Source organism: Jannaschia sp. R86511 (assembly GCF_042466345.1).
Classification (GTDB): domain Bacteria; phylum Actinomycetota; class Actinomycetes; order Actinomycetales; family JBBAYJ01; genus Aquipuribacter.
The window spans coordinates 2,530,063-2,550,674 of sequence record NZ_JAXHCD010000001.1; the positions used below are offsets into that span (position 1 = coordinate 2,530,063).

Consider the following 20,612-nt stretch of genomic DNA (forward strand, 5'->3'; position numbering starts at 1 on the left):
ACGATGACACCGACGGCCGACAGTGTCACCGATCGCAGCCAGAGCTGTGCAGAACCGGGGCCTCCGGCGGCGGGGCCCCGACGTCAGGTGGGTAGCATTTATGCGACTGTGAGCGCAACAGAGGCGCCGGCCGATGCGTACTTGTACACCGATTGCTTGTGTCCGCGAGAGCGCCACTCGGCGTCAATTGGCCTGAAGACTCTGACGCCTGGCAAGCCACAGTGTGTGCTCACGTGAAAACGCGGCCTCGGCGTCGTGAACGCTTTGAGCCCAAATCTGTTCTGAGACATCTGCGCGCACAGCTCCAGAGACCAGTGCAACTTCGTGGCTGGTGACGGCGTAGGACTCCGAGAGTTGCGTGTAATTCTTTGCTTGCACCCAAGCCAAGAGACCCGCACTAGCAGCACCGAAAACACCCAGTAGGTCCACATCGATCATTCCATTGACCCGGGCTATACCCGCAGCGACCGCACTTAACTCGATGACAACGACCGCATACGACCACGCGCGAGACCGACGCTTATTCCACTTCGCTTTCCTTGCGTACCAGTCCACCTGATCGTCGATCCTTGCAAGTTGATAGTGACGACAGCGTTCGTCTCTACTTGCAGTTCGCAGCGAGCGCATCACGTCTGTGACTGCCCCCACGTCGGCGGACCTGGGCGCGGGCACGTCAAGATGTGGAACGGCGGCCCTGAGGATTTGACGTAGTTGACTGGTGAAAGCGCCCTCAGGGTCAGGATCCCCCGCGCGGAAAGCCTCTCCCGCGACTGCGTACTGCCAAGATAGCGATTTAATGGATTCGGCTGCTGCGCGGGCGTCGTACCATCGTTTTTCGGCAGTCTCACCCGCGCGAGATAGTCGAATCGCAACGGCAGCCACAAAGCAGAGGACCGCGAAGATTCCCGGAACACCCGACAAAGTCTGGACACCGAACGTGCCTGCTAGAGCCCCAAGCCCAAGGGCAAGCAGCTCGACTGCCTTGAAGGTGAAGAACCGCTTCTGTTGCTCGCCAGCGGCGCTGTCGACCGAAATGAACAGTCCTGGATACTGCAAGTCCCACCCCGACTCCTTCAAGGACGGACCTTTGTCTGGGACGCGATCGGAGAGTCGCGCTTATCGAAGGCGGCGTCGATCCAGGCGTTCGGCGCATTCACGAACTTGTCCCAGCTCGTCATCACGCAGTAGCGGTCTTCCTCCATGTGTGAGCATCGCCCGTTGGGCAGGTAGTAGTTGTAACTGAACTCGCGAATAGTCGTCGAGTCGTTGACTCGGACTAATGAATGAGACGCATTACAGCGCCAACACTCATAAGATCCCCCGTAGACCGTGTCGCTCATCGAGGGGAGAACCACGCCGAGAATACCGCTCTTGTAGTGCGCGGACGTGGTGTACAAGGAGGCTTGTAGTTCCTTCTTGATGAAGTACTGCTCCGTGACGCCGAGGTTTTCGTTGGACCTATTGCCAATAAGAAACACGGTAACAGTTGAGTCGTACAAGTAGTCCGATCGGATCTTGCTCATGATGTAATCTTGGTCAAGCGAGTCGATTGGCTCCTTCAGAGACTTGTCAACGTAATCAATCCCACCAATGTCACCAATGGCGTCCTTGAACGCCATGTCTTCAGCCTTGAATGAGATGAAAACCTTGTGTCCCATACCTTTACCTCCTACGAGTTGAACTGCGATGGTTTGCGTTCGCGTGGGGTGGCGCCCTTGCCTTGGCGCGCTACTACGTCGCAGTTTCTTGTGACTCCGCCTGGAAATACCTCATCCCCCGACGCTGACCCTCCGTGCGCAAGGTGTCACCCACTAGCGGCCGCACCACAACCTGCGCGAGCGACGTGCTGATACCAAGAGCGGTGGCGATATCACCAATCTTGAGTCCGTCGACCGGCGACGTGACATTCAGGACCTGCCGACGAAGGTCGACAATCTGATTTTCGGCTTCGTGGGTCCGGGGAATGGGGAGCTCTTGCCCGAGGAGCGTTGTCAAAACGTTTTCGAGCTCATGATACGACCCATATTGAAGTCTATCGATGCCTTGCAGATCGGATGGGACCTGCTGAGAATCAGTCTTGCTGGGGTCGATTGCAATGTAGGCCCGCTCGCCACGGCCAAGTGCCAGGCCCAACTCCAGTGTTACGTTAGCATTCCAGCCGGATATGTCGTAAATGCCGAACTGGGACTCTTCAATGTAACCCTGAATTTTGTCGAGGATATGTAACGTGGTGATCTGCTCGTCAGCAAACACAAATTTGACCTGAAATGCCCTGCTCAGATTAGTATATACGCGTCGATAGTCAGCGGCCGGGTACGCCCGATACGGATAGGCGACGAAGACTTGGCGGGGTTGCTTCTTTGACAAAGCGACCGCCTTGAAGCCGCCCGAACTTGCGGAGCCTCTAGGGTCACTACCAGATGATTGCAGCGGCGACATGACACTCCTCGATAGGGGCGGTCTGCAGGGCGGAGACCGACCGTAGCGCCCCAAGGGGATCGAAGTGTGACTATCAGTCCATGTTGGTCAAGCTATAGCGCTGACCTCCTGAGCCGGGCCCCGCGCCAGGGGCACCGACCGGTCTGCAGCCCTGCCACTCGGCTGCTCTTCGACGCCGCTGCTGCATTGACCTCTAGTGGATCAAGGCGCCGCGCTCCGCGCGGCGCGGGTCGGGCGGCTTGCGCGTGCGGCGCAGGCGCCGTTCGCGCCGCCCGACCCCCGCAGACCGACCGATCCACCTGTGCGCCCTGGGGGTCGCGCAAGTGTTAGATCGCTAGCGTGGACGAGGACTACGAACTCGCGGAAGCAAGGGCTGAGCTCCAAGCGGCGATAGGAGAGTTGCCGGCTGAGTTCGTGGCCCGGTTGCCCACTGACGCCCAGGGCGAACCAGTCCTGGAGATCGTCTGGGGCCTGTACCGGCATGAGCGGCTTGCTCCACGCGAAGTGTCATGGACGGAGTTGCGCACACTCAGTCGCGAAGAGGGGCATGCGGTAGCTGAGGCCCACGACGAGGTTTACAGGGCGACCCGTGGGATCGACGGCTACTTGGCCTTCGCGTGGGGCGACCTGCGGAACGCGCGGGACGAGGTGTTGAGGCAGATGCACCAAGACTCGAGGCCTCACGAATGGATGCCTCCCCTGATCAATTATCGCATCATCAACTTCAGCGCGGCCCTAAAGATGTACTACGAGTACACTGTCGCTCGCGTAAATCGAACCAAAGACACTGACCTCAAGACCAAGGTGTTAGCAGAGTTCTCCGACACTTACGACAGCAGCTTCCAGTACCGCCTAGCATTTTCTCTGCGTAACGCTCTGCAACACGGAGAGCCCAACCTGGTGAGCCTCACCATGACGACACGGGTCGCAGGAGATGGCGAGACGACGGAAGCCGAGGTGCAAGCCCACCTAAACAAGGACGCCTTCATCGCGACGAGGGCCAATGCAGCCGTACGGCGGGAGGTAGGTGACACTCGCTCCGAGATCGATCTCTTCGAGTGTGCGGAGAATGCCTACGCCCGCTTCGAAGACCTTCATAGTCGCTTAGTGCCAATGCTGCATCCGTCAGCTGCTGCGGCGGCTGCCCTGATTGCGCGCTACGTTCGAGAGAACAACGGGGAGCGACCCCATTTTCACGAGTACATCCGAGGCCTGCCCACGCGTGGCCTCTTGCAAACCAAAACTCTAGACACCGCGGGGTTCGAGTACGTGGCCAGCCAGGCTGGGCGGGAGGTCGCATCGAGCGAATCACCTGCAGTCGACGCCAGCTCAGCTCTCCCGACGTACTTTCCCGATCGTGCGGACTAGACCCGGCGAACACCGACTCAGCGCGCGCTCAAACGTCGGTCGTCTTTGCAGGTTGCCTTGATCGCGTCTTGTTGCGGGGCTCCGCCCCGGACCCCGACCTCGGCTCCGGGATGCGTGTAGGGCACCAGGGCGGTGATCCCGTCGCGTCGACCGTCCGAGGTCAGCCACCCCGGGGTCGGGTTGGCAAGGACCTACGGCCGCTGCGCGGTGACTACGTCATCCCTGCCAACCCGACCCCGGGGCAGCTAAACGACCGCCGGCCGACGCGACGGGATCACCACCCAGTCGATCGGTGGCGGGGGAGACCCCGGACCCCTCAGCGTGCGGCGGGCAGGAAAGGGTGGGTTGTCCAAAGTCGTCACCGTCCACCTAGGCCACCGGTAACGTGCGGTGACCGTCGATCACGTTGGGGTGGAGCATGTCGGAAGACACTTGGCACGATGCACGTCTAATCCCCACCTCGGGGATCAACGGAGCCGAGGAGCAGGAGCGACGCGCCACATCGGCCCTCCTCGCCGTCATGACCGCCGTCCGCGAGTTCGGCCGGACACTCACCAAGCCATACGGCGCTCCCGCCGGCACCGTGGGGACCTACATCGAGGTGCCCTTCCAGCACGGTGAGAAGCGGCTCTACCCGGACGGCCTGATCCGAGTCAGCCGCGGCTCCAAGACCTGGACCGCCCTCGTCGAGGTCAAGACCGCGGGCAACACCCTCGACGTCGAGCAGATCGAGAACTACCTCGACATCGCCAAGGACCAGGGATTCGACGCCGTCATCACCATCTCCAACGAGATCCCCGCCATCGTCGGGCAGCACCCCACGAAGGTCGACAAGCGGAAGCTACGCAAGGTCGACCTCCACCACCTGTCATGGACGCACGTGCTCGCTGAAGCCGTCATGCAGAAGGAGTTCCGCGGCGTCGCAGACCCGGACCAGGCCTGGATCCTGGGCGAGCTCATTCGCTACCTCGAGCACCCACGCTCCGGAGCGATGGAGTTCGAAGACATGAGCGACAGCTGGGTAAGCACCCGCGACGCCGTCACCGCGGGCACGCTCCGCAGGACCGACAAGGGCGTGCAGGAGGTCGCCGCCCGCTTCGACGCCCTCCTCCGGTTCGTGAGTCTCCAGCTGGGCCGTCAGCTCGGGACCGAGGTCACGCCGGTCCTCAGCCGCAAGGAGCTCGCCGAACCAGCACTACGGACCGAGGCCTTGGTCGACCAGCTGGTCCAGGACGGCCGGCTCAGCGGCTCCATCCGCATCCCCGACACCATCGGACCCCTCATCGTCACTGCCGACCTCCGAGCCAAAACGGTCACGTGTCACGTCGACATCGACGCGCCCCGAGAGGGTCGCCCCACCACCCGCGTCAACTGGCTCATCCGGCAGCTCAAGAATGCCCCCGAGGGCGTCCGCGTCGAGGCGACCGCCGCCCACTCCCGGGGACCAGGAGCCGCCGAGCTACTTCGAGTCGCCCGAGAGAACCCGGCCGCGCTCATCGCCGACCCCACCAAGGACCTTCGGTCGTTCCGCGTCGCCGACACGCACGCCATGGGCAGCAAGCGTGGCCGCGGCCGAGGCGCCTTCATCGACTCCGTTCTCGACAGCGTCGACACGTTCTACGCCGACGTCATCCAAAACCTCAAGGCATGGTCCGCAGCGCCGCCGAGACTGCGCGCAGAGCCGCCGCCCGCGAACCCCGACAGCCCGGCGGCACTGAACTCGACCGCCCTCTCGTCCCAGGACGACCCGGTCGTCGGACCAGAAGTGACGTGTTCCCAAGAAGCCGAGCAGGAGTCACCCAGCGAGCCCTCGTAGGGGGAGTCGGGCCGCCGGGGGCACATCCGGGGCACGAGAGACCTGAGATTGACGTCAGGAAGCGTCAAGGCCCGTCAGGCGTTCCTGCAGGTCAAGGGCACATTGGTGTCTCTTTCGCGGGGCGCAAGAACACGCTACCTCCGCCTCATAATCCGTCGGTCGTGGGTTCAAGCCCCACCTGCCCTACAGGACGTCACCGTCCGAGCCCGTGGGTCTCGGACGTGGGATCGAACCGGTGCCGCTTCCGTGTCAGGGGCATCGACGGGTCCGCCCACACCCGCGGTGCCAGGAGCGAGTGCACTCAGGTGAGGGCACACGGACGGCGGCTCGATCTGGAAAGCCTGGGCCCCCTCCGCCCAGGCGGTCACGGCCGGACCAGGACGACGCCTCGGTCCGGCCGTGACCGCGACGGTCAGCCGTTGAGCTCCGTGTGTCGGGCGACCCACCGGTCGAACATATCGAGGTCCCTGAGGAGACGCTCCTGCATCTCGGTCTGGATCGGCGCCTCCGTCACCATGTCGACTGCCTGCTCCAGCGAGGACCGGGCACGGTCGGTGCGGCCCAGCTCCAGAGACCTCTCGACCTGACGCAGCCGCGAGTCGAGCCGACCTGCCACTGCGGCCGAGACGCACGTCCCCTGGGCGGTGTCGACGTTCGCGCGCCAGGCGGCCGTTCCTGTCTGCACGGCAGCGAGAAGGTCGGCGTGGGGGACCGCTGCGGGCTCGCGGAACACGCCCTCACGGAGGGCCAGGGCCTGCCCGGCGGACAGCTGGTTCCATGCGAACAGGGCCGCGCCGTCGGACCGGGCGTCACGGACCGCGTCCACCTGCTCGACCACCACGTCAGGGGTGCTGCCGCGGAAGGGGCCGTACGTAGCGGTGTAGAGCAGGTTCCGGTCCCCGACGCGGTCGCGCATCAGGGCCGTCTCGCGGGCCACCGACTCACCCGAGGTGCCGAACGACATCCCGGTCAGGAAGTCGACGTAGCCGGCGTCGACCCACGCCCCCCAGTTTCTGGAACTTCTTCTCCAGGCCGTCCGACGGGTCGGGGAACACGGCCGCCGACAGCTGGGTGTCGGGAGCGACGTCCGTCTGCATCTCGCGGATCTCGGCCACGAAGGAAGTGACCTGCTCCTCGCGCCAGAGGGTCCAGGTGCGCCAGAGCGCATCGGTCGGGGTCAGCTCGTAGGGGTCGACGCCGTGCTCGTCCTGGAAGGCCTGGCGCGAGTAGTCGGAGTAGCTGTAGGCGGCGGTCTCCCACGGGGTGCTCACCGGGTACCGGATGTAGTCCAGGTGCAGTCCGTCCACCTCGTAGTCGGTGAGGATCTCCTGCAGGACGTCGCGGACGTAGGCGCGGGGCTCGGGCATCGCGGCGTCGACGAAGTAGTAGCCGGGCTCCTGGGAGGACGGCATCGGCGTGTCGGCGCCGACGTCCTCGCGCTCGACCGCGGCCCAGTCAGGGTTGGCGGTGAGGACCGGCCCGGCGCCGCCCTGGCCGTCACCGGACCCGACGTAGAAGGTGTGGATCCAGGCGTGGAGCTCGATGTCACGCTCCTCGGCCTCCTCGACCCAGATCTGGAGCGGGTCGAAGCCGACCATCTCGGGGCGCTGACCCTCGATTCCGTACGACTCGGCGGCCGCGCTCGGGAAGATGGTCCAGCCCTGCCAGACGGTCTCGAGCATCACGATGTTGAGGCCGGCCTCGTCGATCGCGTCCAGGGTGGCCTCGATGGCTTCCGGGGTCGTCTCGGTGGGACGGACCCAGACGCCACGGCCCTCTGCGGGTCGGGACTCGGCCGTGCGGTAGGAGGCCAGCTCGGCCGCGTCGCGGGCCTGCTCGGCCAGAGCCACTGCCGTGTCGGGGTCGTCCTCGGTCCGTGCCCTGGCGAGGAGGTCGCTGGCCTGCGCGGCGGCGTCATGAGCCTGGGGCAGCGGGGCGTCCAGGCAGCTTCGCTCGGCCCCGGCGATCTGTGCGAGTGCGGTCTCGAGGGCCTGCTCGGCCCCGAGGACGAAGGTCTGGGCGTCCACCGTCACGGTCACCACCGAGCCCTCTACCGTCACCCGGGCGCCGAGGACGGCGTTCGTGGACAGCCACGACCCTCGTCCCCCGTGCCCGGACAGCACGAAGCCCCCGTCCGGGACGGTGCGGTCGTTGCCGCCGCGAGCGGCGACCCGGCCGTCCACGACGTCGACCTCGAAGCCGAAGTCGTTGGTCCCGGTGCTCGTGCCCCAGGCGGACGTGTAGACGATGAGCTGCTCGGCCCCACGACAACCGGGGAAGCACTGGCCGCTGGCGGGGTCGACCCCAGCCGGGTTGCTGGCCGGCGTGGGGTCCGTCGCGTCCAGCGTGGAGCTCACGGTACGCAGCGTGAGCCCTTCGACGTCCACGACGTTACCCACGGCCAGCTCGTCACGCACCACGAGCCGCACGTCCGGGTCGCCGCCAGGAGACGCCGACACCACGTACCCGTCGTCGGGGATGGCGTTGTCCCCGGGACGATCACAGCTGTCGAACACGGTGCACACCGACGTGACCTCGTAACCCCCGTCCTCGACCGGCTCAAGGACGGCCTCGGCGCCGAACGCGTTTGTACGGGTGCTGGCCCCGAAGGCCGGGGTGTAGAGCGCCAGCATCCCCGCGGTCCGGCTGGACGGGTCCACCGCGTCGAAGGGCAGGACGTCGCCGTCCGCCGTGACCAACCGCGGGCCCGTGGGTGCCACGACCGCGTCGGTCAGGACGTCACCGGGGGTGGCGTCGGCCGCGACGGCGGAGGTGCCTGTGGTCATCAGGCCGGCCAGCAGCCCGAACCCGGCTAGGACGGCGGTTGCGGTTTGTCTCGATAGCACGACATGTCCTGTCTCTCGGCGTTGAGACGGCTCACAACAGCAGACTGGTCCGTACCTGTCAACGAATTGGCTGACCGTCGACTGGAGCAGACGCTGACTGGTACGGACCGATAGAAAGTCTAGGTGGGGCACCACTGTTGACACGAAGGTGGTCCGTACCAATACTGCCGGTGGTACGGACCACTACGAGGAGGTAGTCATGCAGGTTGTTCGCCGTTCGGCGCTTGCTGTCGCAGGTCTGGTGAGCGCGGGTCTCGCCCTGTCCGCGTGCGGGCTGGGCGGGGGGAGCGGCGGCACCGAGTCGCAGGCCGCCGGACCCGTCGAGGGCGACGTGGAGGGCAGCATCACCTTCGCGACCCTCCAGCTGCAGCCCACCTTCACCGAGTACATCGAGGGCGTGATCACGGACTTCGAGGAGGAGTACCCGGGCACCGACGTCGAGTGGATCGACGTCCCCTTCGAGGGCGCGCAGGAGAAGTTCGTCGCCGACGCGGCGGCCGGGACCCTCGCCGACGTCGTCAACCTGAACCCCAACTTCGCCCAGCCGCTGGTGGCCGACGGCGCCTTCGTCGACCTCGACGAGGCGGCACCCGAGGTGCAGGAGCTCTACGTCCCCGGAGCCTACGAGGCGTTCGCCGTCCCCGGCGAGGACGGTCACTTCGGCTTCCCCTGGTACCTGACCAGCGAGGTCACGATGTACAACCAGGCCCTGTTCGAGCAGGCGGGCCTGGATGCCGACAGCCCGCCGACCACGTTCGAGGAGATGTACGAGGAGGCGCGGACCCTCACCGAGGCCGGTGGGGGCAGCTTCTACGGCATCCACCCCGCCCTGGAGAACCGCGTCGCGACCGACCTGGCCAAGCTCGACGTCCCGCTCCTGAACGACGACCAGACCGAGTGGACGTTCAACACCCCCGAGGCCGTGGAGCACGTCGAGACGCTCGCCGCGCTGTACCAGGAGGGCGTCATGCCCCCCGACTCCATCACCCAGACCCACGCGCAGGAGATCGAGGCCTACCAGGCCGAGCAGATCGCCCTCTTCCCGTCCGGGCCCAACTTCCTGACCATCGTGCGGGAGAACGCTCCGGCGGTCGCCGACAGCACCGCCGTCGCACCGCAGATCACCGGCGAGCGTGGGGCGGCCAACATGGCCGTCATGGGACTGCTGGTCCCGCGCACCAGCGAGAACCAGGCCACCGCGCTGGAGTTCAGCCGGTTCATGACCAACGCCGAGAACCAGCTGGCGTTCTCGCAGATCGTCACCGTGCTGCCGAGCGTCACCGAGGCTCTGGAGGACCCCTACTTCACCGACACCTCCGACGGGACGGTGGACTCCCTCGCCCGGAGCATCTCCGCCGAGCAGATCGCCACGGCCGAGAACCTCGTGCCGGTCCAGTTCGACGACCGGGTCAAGAACGCCCTGGTCGGCCAGGTGCAGCTGGCGATGCAGGGTGAGATCACGGCCCAGGAGGCGCTGGACCAGGCGGTCGCCGAGGCCAACCAGATCACGTTCGGGAGCTGAGCAGCATCCGGGTGACCTGGGCGGCGTCCCCTGGACGCCGTCCAGGAGCCCGGGACACGCCCCGCACCTACGCCGCCCCCACCCAGCAGGAGGAGCTGTGACCGCACGTCGTTGGTTCACGCCGTGGTTGTTCGTCGCCCCTGGTCTGGCCGTGGCCGTCGTGTTCTACGTCGTGCCGTTCGTCAACACGATCGTCCTGAGCTTCACGAACGCCCGCCCGCTGGGTGGAGGGTCGTTCACCGGTCTCGAGAACTACGTCCGGCTCGCCGCGGACGAGACGTTCTGGCGGGCCGCCGGCAACACCGCGCTGTACGCGGTGGTCGTCGTCCCGCTCCTGGTGATCCTGCCTCTGCTGCTGGCCGTCCTCGTCCAGCCCCAGCTACCGGGGATCGGCGTGTTCCGCTCGATCTTCTACACCCCGGTCATCGCCAGCATGGTCGTCGTCGGCCTCATCTGGTCCTGGCTCCTGCGCAGCGACGGCCTCGTGAACTACGTCCTGCGATCGCTGCGCCTGATCACCGAGCCGCTGCCCTTCCTGACCGACTCCTGGCTCCTGCTCTTCAGCGCCATGTTCGTCACGGTGTGGAAGGGGCTCGGCTACTACATGGTCATCTACCTCGCGGCCCTGGCGAACGTCCCCCGGGAGCTGCACGAGGCCGCCGCAGTCGACGGGGCCGGCGCGGTCCGCCGGTTCGTGTCGGTGACCGTCCCGACCCTGCGTCCCACCATGCTGCTCATCGGCATCCTGTCGACCATCGCGGCCGCCAAGGTGTTCGCCGAGGTCTACGTGCTGAGCGGGGGCAGCGCCGGCCCGGGCGGCCGCGCGGCCACGATCGTCTACCAGATCCGTGAGGTCGGTCTCGGGCTCGGCGGCGAGATCGGCTACGCCTCCGCGATGAGCCTGGTCCTGTTCGTGGCGACCATAGGATTCACGCTCGCCTACGTGCGACTCAACCGGGAGTCCCAGTCATGAGCATCAACGCACCCGACCTGGCCCAGGCCGCCGCAGTCGAGCAGGTGAGCACCGGGACGAGGCGTCGCCGGCCGAGGACCGTGGGCGGGGAGCGGCTGTGGCCCGTCGGGCTGCGCTACGGCCTCCTGCTGGCGATGGTCGTGCTGATGGCGGGACCGTTCCTCTACCAGCTGTCGACCTCGCTCAAGGGTCCCGGGGAGAACATCTTCGCCTACCCGCCGGTGCTCGTCCCGCTGGAGCCGACACTGACCAACTTCGTCCGCGTCGCCGAGACCATCCCGGTGTGGCGGTACATCGGGAACTCGCTCGTGGTGGCCGGGATCTCCATGGTGACCAACGTGGCCTTCGGCGCGACGGCCGGCTATGCGCTCGCGCGGCTGAGGTTCAGGTTCAGCCGGCTCGTCCTGCTCGCGTTCGTCGCCACGATCATCATCCCGTTCGAGGTCATCCTCGTCTCGGTCTTCCTGACCGTGCGGGGCATGGGGCTGGTGGACACGCTCGCCGGTGTCATCGTGCCCACGGCGGTGACGGGGCTGTCCGTGCTCCTGCTCCGCAACGCGTTCGCCGCGTTGCCGCGTGAGGTGGAGGAGGCCGCTGTCATCGACGGCGCGACGGAGTGGCAGCGGTTCCGCCACATCGCCCTTCCCGCGGTGCGGGGGACGCTCACCGTCGTGGCCATCTTCAGCTTCATGTTCGCCTGGGACGAGTTCCTCTGGCCGCTCGTGGTCCTCAAGACCCCGGACAACTTCACCCTCACCGTCGGCATCCAGTACCTGTCGGGCACCTTCACCTCCGACCAGCGGGTCATCGCAGCAGGCACCATGATCGCGGTGCTCCCTCTGCTGGTCGGCTTCTTCGCCTTCCAACGGCACTTCTTCCGGGGCGTCGGGGAGGGGGCGGTGAAGGGATGAGCCAGGACCAGCTGGCGGCAGAGGTCCAGGGGCACCACGCGCCCAAGTACGAGGAGCTGCGGGCGGCGCTCGCCGACGACATCAACCGCCGTCTGCGACCGCACGAGGCCCTCCCGAGCGAGCGAGACCTGATGCGGGCCTACGGCGTGAGTCGGATGACCGTCCGGGAGGCCCTGACCCGCCTGGTCGACGACGGCCTGGTCTACCGGGTCCACGGGGCGGGCACGTTCGTGGCCGACCCCGCCACGATCTCGAAGTCGCTGCACCTCACGTCCTTCAGCGAGGACATCCGTGCCCGGGACATGACACCGGGCTCGAGGACGGTGAGCGCCGAGCGGGTGCCGGTCCCCGAGGTCGTCTCCACGCACCTCGGTCTGACGACCGGGCAGATGGTCGTGCACCTCGAGCGCGTCCGCACCGCGGACGGGGTCCCCATGGCGCTCGAGCACGTGTGGCTGCCCGCGGGTCTCTTCGTCGCGATTGTCGACGTCGACGACCTCGCCGCCGGATCGGTGTACGACCGGTTGGTGGAGGCCGGCGCCGCCCCGGAGCGGGCCGAGCAGTCCATCCGGGCCGGTGTGCTGCCGGCGCGTGAGGCGGCGCTGCTGGACGTGGCCCCCGGATCGCCGGCGCTCGTCGTGAGCCGCACCACCTACGACCTGCGCGGCCGCGCCGTCGAGCGGGCCGAGTCCTCCTACCGGGCCGACCGCTACGACTTCCAGCTGACCGTGCACCGGCGGCGGGGGACGTGACCCGCAGCGGACGGCAGGACGAGACGCGGGGGGTTCCGCGCACCGGTTTCGCGGTCGGTGTGGACGTCGGGGGCACGACCACCAGTGCCGTCCTCCTCGGTCCCGACCGGACGGTCCTGGCCAGGGTGCAGGCCCGCACACCGGCGGCCGACGGCGGACGGGCCGTGGTGACCTGCGTGGCCGACCTGGTCCGGCGCGTCGACCCCGGCGCCCAGGCAGACGTCCTCGGCGTGGGTGCCACGGGCGTGGTGGACGTCGAGGACGGTCGGGTGGCGGCAGCGACGTCGGCCATGCCGGGCTGGGTGGGGACCGTGCTGCCGGACCGGCTCCGCGAGTGCCTGCCGGAGCGACGTTGGCGCGATGTCGGCGCGCTGAACGACGTGCACGCGTTCGTGCTGGCCGAGGCCTGGCTGGGGGCCGGTGGCGGGGTGAGCGAAGTGCTCGGCGTCACGGTGGGCACCGGCGTGGGCGGGGGGTTCCTCGCGAGCGGCAGGCTGGTCCGCGGGGCCCGGGGCGTCGCGGGTCACCTGGGGCACGTGCCGGTCCCCGCGGCATCCGGTCGCCGCTGCCCCTGCGGGGCGCTCGGCCACGTCGAGGCCGTCAGTGCGGCCCCCGCGATGCTCGCCGAGTACCGACTTCTGGCGGGCGCGGGCGGCGAGCACGTCCCGGACCTCGCGGCGGTGGGCCGCCGAGCGGTCGACGGTGACGTGCTCGGTCGGGAGGTCCTGGCCCACGGCGGCCGGGCCCTGGGGGAGGCGCTGGCGGGCGTCGTGGCGGTGTGCGACCCGGCCGTCGTCGTGATCGGCGGCGGCGTTCTCGACGCCGGGGCCCTCTTCCTCGAGCCGTTGCAGGATGCGCTACGCGCCCACGCGCACCCCGTCGTCGCGACCGTCCCGGTCCGACGCGCCGCCCTGGGTCAGGACGCCGTGGGCGTCGGCGCTGCCCTCCACGTCCTGACGGGAGCCACCTGATGCTCGTCGGCTGCGTTCCCCTGGACGACCGTCCGGTCTCCACCCAGCTGCCCGCGCTGGTCTGCGCGGTCGCGGGGGCACGTCTGCTCCTGCCGCCCCCGGCCGGCAGGGGCGTGCAGCGCGTCCCCGGGGACGTGACCGTCACCTCGGACTGGCTCGACGGGTTGCGCTGCGACGCCCTGGTCGTGTCGCTGGAGGGTCTGACGAGTGGCGGCCTCATCGCGTCCAGGACGGGTGACGAGTCGCTCGCCGAGCTGCTCGACCGGCTCGCGCCCCTGCAGCGGGTGCGGCCGCCCGTGCACGCGGCGGTCGTCGTGCCCCGGACGCCCGACACCGACGACGCCGCCGAGGAGCCGGCGTACTGGGCCACGCACGGCCGCGCGCTGCACGCGCTGTCGGCCGCCCTGCACACGCGCGCCGGCGTGGCCGCGGCTCGGGCCGGGGTGCCCGCCGACGTCCGGCTCGACTGGCTGCGGCGGCGGTTGCGTCAGCACCTGCTCGCCCTGGCCGCCGTCGACCTCGTGGCCGACAGGTCCCTGGCGAGTCTCGTCGTCGGGGTCGACGACGCGGCCACGAGGAGCCTCTCGGTGCCCGACGCGACACACCTCGCGGAGCACGCGGACCGGTTGGAGGTCGGGGCCCGGGTGAGCGTGGGGCACGGCGCGGACGAGACCTCGACGGTGCTCTGCGCGCGGGCCGTGCTGGGCCTGTCCGGGTTGAGCGGTCCGCGCGTCGCGGTGGTGTGCGCCGATCCCGGTGGCCTCGCGCGGACGGCGGCCTATGAGAGCAGCCCGGTGCTGGACACGGCGTTCGAGCAGCTGCGCGCGGCCGGCGCGCACCCGCAGGAGGGTCCGGTCCTGGACCACCAGGACGCAGCGGACGTCGTCCTCGTCGTCCACCCGCCCGACGGAGCCGGGGACTGGGCCGTCCACCCACCGGGGCGCACCGACACCCAGGCGGCGGCAGCCACCGCCGACCTCGTCGCCGACCATCTGGCTGCAGGGCGACGGGTCGCCGTGGCCGACGTGGCCCAGCCCAACGGAGCCGACCCCGCCCTGGTCGCCGCGCTCGGTGGTCGGGGCCTGCTGGGTCGGCTCGACGGCTGGGCCGCCTGGAACACGGCGGGCAACTCGCTGGGCACCGTGGCCGCCCACCTGGTCGCCGGACACGTCGGCCGCGCGACGGGCACCTGGGACGGCGCCGCCCACCGTCGCCTGCTGGCTGCGCGTCTGGTCGAGGACTGGGCCTGGATGTGCGTGGTCCGGCACGAGGTCAGGGCTCGCACCGGGGGCGACCCCCACCTGCACGACCACGTGACCGCCGACCACCCCGCCCTGACCGGTGTGGCGGCCCGGCTGCAGGAGCTCCTCGCGGGCGTGGCGCCCGACCTGGGCTGGCACGTCGTCGACAGCTCGGTGCGACTGCCGTGGAACCGCACCTTCGAGGTGCACATCGACCTCGCGCCCACCCCCGGGGGACGCCCATGACCCGGCAGCCGACGGCGGAGGGGACGGAGCTCCGCTGCGACGTCCTCGTGGTGGGCGGTGGGCTCGGGGGCGTGGCGGCTGCGTTGGCCGCGACCGACCTCGGCGCAGCCGTCGTCCTGACCGAGGTGGAGGACCTCCTGGGCGGTCAGCTCACCACCCAGCTCGTGGCGTGCCCGGACGAGCACCCGCTGGTGGAGTCCGTCGGACGCACCCGCAGCTACGCACGGCTGCGGGACTCGGTGCGCCGGGCGCACCGAGGAGAGGCCAACCCCGGCGGAGGCTGGGTGAGCCGGCTCTGCGCCGGCCCGGCGGACTACCTGCGGGGGATCGAGGACCTGCTCGAGCCCGCCGTACGCGGCGGGCGCCTCGTCGTTCTCACCGGCCATCGCCCGGTCGCGCTGCTGCCTGCGGCGCGCCCCGTCGAGGCCGTCGCAGGAGCCCAGCTCGTCGACCATGAGGGTCGCTGCACGACCGTGCGGGCCGAGGTCACGCTCGACGCGACCGAGACGGGGGACCTGCTCGGCCTGGCCGGGGGCTGGGTCATAGGTTCCGAGGGCTCGCGCCCGCACGGCGAGGAGCACGCCGTCGGTCCCGAGCCCGACCCGCTGGCCGAGCAGGCGGTGACCTGGTGCGCCGCCGTTCGTCTGGAGCACCTCGCCCCCTGGTCGGACGACGAGGAGGCGGCAGCGACCGACTCCGCTGACCGGCGCTTCTCCCTGGACCTCGACGGCTGGGACGGGACGCGCCACGCGTACCGCTTCTTCACCGACGGTCCGGACGGCCGCCCGCCGTTCTGGTCCTACCGCCGCCTCGTCCGGGGGACCGGCGCCGCGGTGCCCGGCAGCGATGCCCGGATCGGTGACGTCATCTGCCTCAACTGGGCGGGCAACGACTACGCAGGCAGCGGTCTCGTCGCCGACCCGGACGACACCCGACGCCTCTCGCGTGAACTCACCCTCGACTTCGTCGAGTGGCTGCGCACCCGCTGCCCCCGCGACGACGGCGGTGTCGGCTACCCCGGCCTCACCCTCGCCCCGGACGTCGCGCTGAGCGAGGACGGCCTCGCGCTCGCCCCCTACGTCCGCGAGTCACGTCGGCTCGTGCGCCCCGACGCCCTCACGCTGCACGACCTGGCCCCCGTCCCCGGTTCGCAGCGGGCGCGTCTTCAATCCGATGCCGTCGCCCTGGTCTGGTACCACGCGGACCTGCACGCCCGGGTGGGCCATCCCGGTTCCGTGTACGCCCCGACGGCTCCTGCCCAGGTGCCCCTGCGGTCGCTGGTCCACCCGGGACGGGACGGTCTGCTCGCTGCGGGCAAGGGGATCGCGGCCACCCAGGTCGCGGCGGCCGCGACCAGGGTCCACCCGGCCGAGTGGGCGGTGGGCGAGGCCGCCGGCGCCTGCGCCGTCGTCGCGATCGCGCGAGGTGTGAGCCCTGGCGTCCTCGCCGGCGATGCACTCGGCGTGGTCCAGGTGCAGCGAGCGCTCCTCGAGCGAGGCTCGCCCGTGGCGTGGACGGCCGATGTCGCCGACGACGACCCCGATCACGACCTCCTCCAGCTGCTGCTGGTCCATGGCGGTTGTGCCGGTGCCCGACGGCTGAGTCTCGACCTGCGTCCCGACGACCCGCTGCATCCCGACGACCTCCGAGGGCTCCAACCTGCCGCGGTCGTGCTCGGCATCGATCCGGTCTCCGCGTCGAAGGCGCTCGAAGCCCTGGGCCCGACCGCCACGCCGCGGGAGGCGGCCGTGGCGCTCAGGCCGTACCTGCCCGACCAGCCGAGGCTGCCCGAGACCACCGATCACCAGCGCTCGCACGACACGGACCACGAGGAGACTGAATGACCGTGCACAACCGGGCCACCCGCGCAGGCGCCCGCGTCCTGGACGACCTGAGGGGAGGCCTCGTCGTCTCCTGCCAGGCGCGTGCCGGCGAGCCCCTGCATGGCCCCCAGCACATGAGGGCCATGGCTTCTGGCGGTCCTGGCCGGGGGAGCGGTCGGCGTCCGGGTGGAAGGTCTCGAGGACGTCAGCGCGGTCCGGGCGGCCGTCGCCGTGCCCGTCATCGGGTTGCGCAAGGTCGGCAACGACGGGGTCTACATCACCCCGTCGGTTGCCGACGCCCGGGCGGTGGCCCGGGCAGGCGCGGACCTGGTGGCCGTCGACGCCACCGACCGGGAACGACCGGACGGGTCCGGCCTGCAGCAGCTGGTGGCGGCCGTGCACGAGGAGGGCCGGTTGCTGCTGGCTGATGTCGCCACCTTCTCGCAGGGCGAGGCGGCCGTGGCAGCGGGCGCGGACGCAGTGAGCACGACCCTGTCCGGGTACGTCGGTCCGGGTGTCGTTCCGGACGGTCCCGACCTGGACCTGGTCGAGCAGCTGGCGTCGTTGGCGGTCCCCGTGCTCGCCGAAGGGCGGATCCGGACGCCGACCGAGGCCGGCGAGGCGCTCGACCGCGGGGCCTGGGCGGTGGTGGTCGGTTCGGCCATCACCCGCCCCACGGTGATCACCGAAGGGTTCAGCGCAGCCGTCGCCCGGACGTGGGCGGCCCGGTGAGCGGGTCGACCCGCCCGGTCCTGACGTGCCACGTCGTGACCCACGTCCACTGGGACCGTGAGTGGTACCGCCCCTTCGAGTCGTTCCGCGCTCGGCTGGTCGGCCTGGTGGAGACCGTGTGCGACCAGCTCGACAGCGGACGCATGGATCGGTTCCACCTGGACGGGCAGACCGCCACCGTGGCGGACGTCGTCGACGTCCGGCCCGACCTGGAGGTCAGGGTCGCAGGGCACGTGCGGGCCGGACGGCTGACGATCGGGCCGTGGCACGTGCTGGCCGACAACCAGCTCGTCAGCGCCGAGACCCTGGTGCGCAACCTCGAGCTCGGCGGCCGCTGGGTGCGTCGGCTGGGTGGCCAGACGGGGGTGGGGTACTCCCCGGACGCCTTCGGGCACCCGGCGGACCTGCCTCGGGTCCTCGCCGGGTTCGGGGCCGGCTCGGCGGTCGTCTGGCGCGGCGCGCCGCGCGACGCCCGGTTCCGTTGGCGTTCCCCGGACGGCAGCGAGGTGCTGACCGTCAACCAGGGCTACCACGAGGCGCAGGTCCTGTGGCGGGACAGCGACGCCGTCGCCGCGGCCTCGACCGGGGCAGCGGCAGCTCGCGAGGACGAGCAGCGCCCGCAGGACGGGGCGACCTGGGCCGGAGGTGGACGCGCGGGCCGACCCGACGAGGACTGGGTGACCGCGACCCTCGACCGTCTCGCCGACTTCGTCGAGCGCGAGCGGGGTCGCGCACCGCAGGGACCGCTGCTGCTGCTCGACGGAGGGGACCACATCCTCCCGCTCGACCCCGTCGGCCGGCTGGACGCCTTGCGCGCCGCCGCGCGCGAGCGTTGCGGCGTGGACCTCCTGGGCTCGGACCTGGACACGTTCGTCGACACCTTGGGTGACGGCCAGGAGCTGCCCGTCGTCGATGGCGAGCTCCGTCGACCCGGCGGCTGGCTGACCTTCGTGCTTGCGGGGACGCTGTCCACCCGTTCATGGCTCAAGCAGGCGAACGACGCCGCGCAGGCGGTGCTCGAGCGGTTCGTCGAGCCCGGGCTGGCCTCTGCGGCTCTCGCCGGACGGGCCGGCGCCACCGAGCTCGCCCAGCTCGACCGTGCCTGGGAGCTCGTCCTGCACAACGTCCCGCACGACTCGGTCTGCGGCTGCAGCGTCGACGAGGTGCACCGGGAGAACGCCACCCGGGCCGAACGCGTGCAGCAGATCGCGGCCGACCTGACCCGGCGGCAGCTGCTCGACGAAGGGGTCGACACCCGACTGCACGGGCTCCCCGAGACGGACCATGTCGATCTGCTCGTCCGAAACCCCCACGCCCGTCCTCACACCGGCCCGGTCGAGGTGGAGGTCGTCCTCGCCCCGGGGCAGCGCGTCGTCGCCCTGCTCGACCCCGACGGCCACGAACAGCCCGTCGACGTCGTGCCGGGGGCCGACGCCGGATCCGGGCCCCTGCACTTCGAGGCCGACGTCGACCTGCTGCCCGACTCCTACCCCGTCGACCGGGCCAGCGTCGCGTTCGTCGCGCGCGAGGTCCCGGCCCTGGGGTGGTCGGTGTACCGGCTCCGGTGCACGCCTGCGGTCGAAGACGCTGACGGACCCATGGCCTGTGCGCCCGTCCGCCCCGCGGTGCTCGACCGGGCCGACGACCTGGTCGACGTGGCCGACGGGCGACGCCTTGCCGTTGCGGACGACGGCTCGTTGCGAGTGGTGCGCGACGGCGTCGACCGACAGCACCTGCTGCGCCTGCTGGACGACGGCGACCGCGGCGACAGCTACACCCACGACCCGCTGCCCGACCCGCCCAGGCGCGCCCGGGTCCTGTCGCGCTCGGCCACCGTGAGCCGGGTACGCACCCGGGTGGTCGCCGAGGCCGTCCTCGAGCTGCCGGCAGGACTCGTGGCGGACCGGACCGCTCGAGACCGGCGCACGGTCACCTGCCCGGTCCGGATCACGGCCACGGCGTGGGCCGGTCTGCCGGGTGTTCAGGTGCGACTCGAGGTCGACAACCGGGCGGAGGACCACCGTCTGCGGGTGGTGACGCCCGCACCGGGGGCCACCAGCTGGTCGGGACTCAGCCACTGGTCCATGGTCCAGCGACCGATGGTCCCCGAGTACGGCCCGAGGCCCGAGGCTCGTGGCCACGAGGCGGCGTGCGGTGTCGCTCCCGTGCACGGTCTGCTCCTGGCCGGCCGCGGTGAGCAGGCGACGGCCGTGCTCGCGCGCGGCCTGCCCGAGGGGGCCGGGCTGCTCGAGGACGCCGTGACGGGTCCGGATCCGGTGCTGGCCGTCACGCTGCTGCGGGGGGTGGGATGGCTGTCGCGCCCCGACCTCCGCGTACGCACGGCGGCGGCAGGTCCGATGCTGGCCACCCCTGACGCGCAGGTCCAGGGCCCGCTGGTCGCGGACCTGGCGGTCCTGGTCGGTGACGAGACGCTCGCACCCGGCCCCGACGGGACCTGCCCCGACGACCTCGACCCAGGTGCCGCTCTCGTCCTGGCGGCCCAGGCCCACCGCACCCCGCTGGTCGCCCGTCAGCTGCGGTCGGGGACGAGGCCATCGCAGACACAAGGTCCGGGTCACGGCTGGCCCGCGCCCGAGCTCCGCGGCGCCCTGCTCTCGGCGTTCGCCCCTGTACCGAGCGCAGCGTCCGGGTCGACGGTGGCCGGGGCCGCGCGGCTGCGGATCTGGAACCCGACCCCGCTGACGGTCCGGGCCGACCTGATCGTGCCGTCAGGCACGCGGGTGGTCCCGGTCCGTCTCGACGGCACCGCGGAGACGAGCGAGCCGACGGAGCAGGTGGGGACGGCGGAGCGGGCGGAGACCGCGGACGTCGTCCCCGTCGACGGCCACGCACCCGAGGGGGAGCCGACCGACCGTGGGTCGACGGTCGTTGCTCCTGTCCTGGGGCCGTGGCAGGTCCGCACCTTCACGCTCGCGCGGGACGGGCGCGCGCCGTGACGAGCCCAGCGTCGT

At 70.0% G+C, this 20,612-nt stretch carries 16 protein-coding genes; 11 read left to right on the forward strand and 5 right to left on the reverse strand.

The window, feature by feature from the left end; all coding sequences use genetic code 11:
• Nucleotides 1-183 precede the first annotated feature (183 nt).
• The 3 genes from SJY06_RS11905 to SJY06_RS11915 form a co-directional block, all read right to left on the reverse strand.
• Nucleotides 184-1,056: a DUF4231 domain-containing protein gene (locus SJY06_RS11905; RefSeq protein ID WP_380167745.1), complete on the reverse strand. Its 873-nt coding sequence runs from the start codon at nucleotides 1,054-1,056 to the stop codon at nucleotides 184-186.
• 17 nt (nucleotides 1,057-1,073) lie between these two features.
• A complete protein-coding gene (locus SJY06_RS11910; RefSeq protein WP_380167746.1) occupies nucleotides 1,074-1,658 on the reverse strand; it encodes a TIR domain-containing protein in 585 nt (194 codons plus the stop codon).
• Between the two features lie 73 nt (nucleotides 1,659-1,731).
• Nucleotides 1,732-2,439 carry a hypothetical protein gene (locus tag SJY06_RS11915; protein ID WP_380167747.1) on the reverse strand — a complete coding sequence of 236 codons (708 nt, stop codon included), beginning with the start codon at nucleotides 2,437-2,439 and terminating at the stop codon, nucleotides 1,732-1,734.
• 339 nt (nucleotides 2,440-2,778) lie between these two features.
• Between SJY06_RS11915 and SJY06_RS11920 the strand changes: the two genes are divergently transcribed.
• Both SJY06_RS11920 and SJY06_RS11925 read left to right on the forward strand, forming a co-directional pair.
• On the forward strand, nucleotides 2,779-3,807 hold the full coding sequence (locus SJY06_RS11920; protein WP_380167748.1) for a hypothetical protein: 1,029 nt from the start codon (nucleotides 2,779-2,781) through the stop codon (nucleotides 3,805-3,807).
• A gap of 418 nt (nucleotides 3,808-4,225) precedes the next feature.
• On the forward strand, nucleotides 4,226-5,623 hold the full coding sequence (locus SJY06_RS11925) for a hypothetical protein (protein ID WP_380167749.1): 1,398 nt from the start codon (nucleotides 4,226-4,228) through the stop codon (nucleotides 5,621-5,623).
• A gap of 412 nt (nucleotides 5,624-6,035) precedes the next feature.
• Here the strand turns inward: SJY06_RS11925 and SJY06_RS11930 are convergent, their stop codons facing one another.
• Nucleotides 6,036-6,587 carry a hypothetical protein gene (locus SJY06_RS11930; protein ID WP_380167750.1) on the reverse strand — a complete coding sequence of 184 codons (552 nt, stop codon included), beginning with the start codon at nucleotides 6,585-6,587 and terminating at the stop codon, nucleotides 6,036-6,038.
• On the reverse strand, nucleotides 6,565-8,409 hold the full coding sequence (locus tag SJY06_RS11935) for a glycoside hydrolase family 10 protein (RefSeq protein WP_380167751.1): 1,845 nt from the start codon (nucleotides 8,407-8,409) through the stop codon (nucleotides 6,565-6,567). The genes SJY06_RS11930 and SJY06_RS11935 overlap by 23 nt, the downstream gene beginning before the upstream one ends.
• Nucleotides 8,410-8,710: 301 nt before the next feature.
• Here SJY06_RS11935 and SJY06_RS11940 point away from each other — a divergent pair, with 301 nt between their 5' ends.
• The 9 genes from SJY06_RS11940 (at nucleotide 8,711) to SJY06_RS11980 (ending at nucleotide 20,597) form a co-directional block, all read left to right on the forward strand.
• Nucleotides 8,711-9,991 (forward strand): ABC transporter substrate-binding protein, encoded by a 1,281-nt coding sequence (locus SJY06_RS11940; RefSeq protein WP_380167752.1) that lies wholly within the window; start codon nucleotides 8,711-8,713, stop codon nucleotides 9,989-9,991.
• 97 nt (nucleotides 9,992-10,088) lie between these two features.
• Entirely contained in the window at nucleotides 10,089-10,964 is an 876-nt protein-coding gene (locus SJY06_RS11945; RefSeq protein WP_380167753.1) for a carbohydrate ABC transporter permease, read from the forward strand.
• The gene (locus SJY06_RS11950; protein ID WP_380167754.1) at nucleotides 10,961-11,875 is read left to right on the forward strand and encodes a carbohydrate ABC transporter permease; all 915 of its coding nucleotides are present in this window, start codon (nucleotides 10,961-10,963) and stop codon (nucleotides 11,873-11,875) included. Before SJY06_RS11945 ends, SJY06_RS11950 begins: the two co-directional genes overlap by 4 nt.
• The gene (locus tag SJY06_RS11955; RefSeq protein ID WP_380167755.1) at nucleotides 11,872-12,627 is read left to right on the forward strand and encodes a GntR family transcriptional regulator; all 756 of its coding nucleotides are present in this window, start codon (nucleotides 11,872-11,874) and stop codon (nucleotides 12,625-12,627) included. Before SJY06_RS11950 ends, SJY06_RS11955 begins: the two co-directional genes overlap by 4 nt.
• Nucleotides 12,624-13,598, forward strand: a complete 975-nt coding sequence (locus SJY06_RS11960; protein ID WP_380167756.1) for an ROK family protein — start codon at nucleotides 12,624-12,626, stop codon at nucleotides 13,596-13,598. The genes SJY06_RS11955 and SJY06_RS11960 overlap by 4 nt, the downstream gene beginning before the upstream one ends.
• Nucleotides 13,598-15,085: a DUF4127 family protein gene (locus SJY06_RS11965; protein ID WP_380167757.1), complete on the forward strand. Its 1,488-nt coding sequence runs from the start codon at nucleotides 13,598-13,600 to the stop codon at nucleotides 15,083-15,085. Before SJY06_RS11960 ends, SJY06_RS11965 begins: the two co-directional genes overlap by 1 nt.
• Nucleotides 15,082-16,929: an FAD-dependent oxidoreductase gene (locus SJY06_RS11970; RefSeq protein WP_380167758.1), complete on the forward strand. Its 1,848-nt coding sequence runs from the start codon at nucleotides 15,082-15,084 to the stop codon at nucleotides 16,927-16,929. Before SJY06_RS11965 ends, SJY06_RS11970 begins: the two co-directional genes overlap by 4 nt.
• 165 nt (nucleotides 16,930-17,094) lie before the next feature.
• Nucleotides 17,095-17,640, forward strand: a complete 546-nt coding sequence (locus SJY06_RS11975; protein WP_380167759.1) for a putative N-acetylmannosamine-6-phosphate 2-epimerase — start codon at nucleotides 17,095-17,097, stop codon at nucleotides 17,638-17,640.
• 35 nt (nucleotides 17,641-17,675) lie between these two features.
• Nucleotides 17,676-20,597: a hypothetical protein gene (locus tag SJY06_RS11980; RefSeq protein WP_380167760.1), complete on the forward strand. Its 2,922-nt coding sequence runs from the start codon at nucleotides 17,676-17,678 to the stop codon at nucleotides 20,595-20,597.
• Nucleotides 20,598-20,612 lie beyond the last annotated feature (15 nt).

What these genes read in the sequence shown, in the direction of transcription:
- SJY06_RS11925 (WP_380167749.1), top strand. Translation starts at nt 4,226, where the DNA reads ATGTCGGAAGACACTTGGCACGATGCACGTCTAATCCCCACCTCGGGG.
- SJY06_RS11935 (WP_380167751.1), bottom strand. Translation starts at nt 8,409, where the DNA reads ATGACCACAGGCACCTCCGCCGTCGCGGCCGACGCCACCCCCGGTGAC.
- SJY06_RS11930 (WP_380167750.1), bottom strand. Translation starts at nt 6,587, where the DNA reads ATGTCGTTCGGCACCTCGGGTGAGTCGGTGGCCCGCGAGACGGCCCTG.
- SJY06_RS11915 (WP_380167747.1), bottom strand. Translation starts at nt 2,439, where the DNA reads ATGTCGCCGCTGCAATCATCTGGTAGTGACCCTAGAGGCTCCGCAAGT.
- SJY06_RS11965 (WP_380167757.1), top strand. Translation starts at nt 13,598, where the DNA reads ATGCTCGTCGGCTGCGTTCCCCTGGACGACCGTCCGGTCTCCACCCAG.
- SJY06_RS11910 (WP_380167746.1), bottom strand. Translation starts at nt 1,658, where the DNA reads ATGGGACACAAGGTTTTCATCTCATTCAAGGCTGAAGACATGGCGTTC.
- SJY06_RS11950 (WP_380167754.1), top strand. Translation starts at nt 10,961, where the DNA reads ATGAGCATCAACGCACCCGACCTGGCCCAGGCCGCCGCAGTCGAGCAG.
- SJY06_RS11955 (WP_380167755.1), top strand. Translation starts at nt 11,872, where the DNA reads ATGAGCCAGGACCAGCTGGCGGCAGAGGTCCAGGGGCACCACGCGCCC.
- SJY06_RS11970 (WP_380167758.1), top strand. Translation starts at nt 15,082, where the DNA reads ATGACCCGGCAGCCGACGGCGGAGGGGACGGAGCTCCGCTGCGACGTC.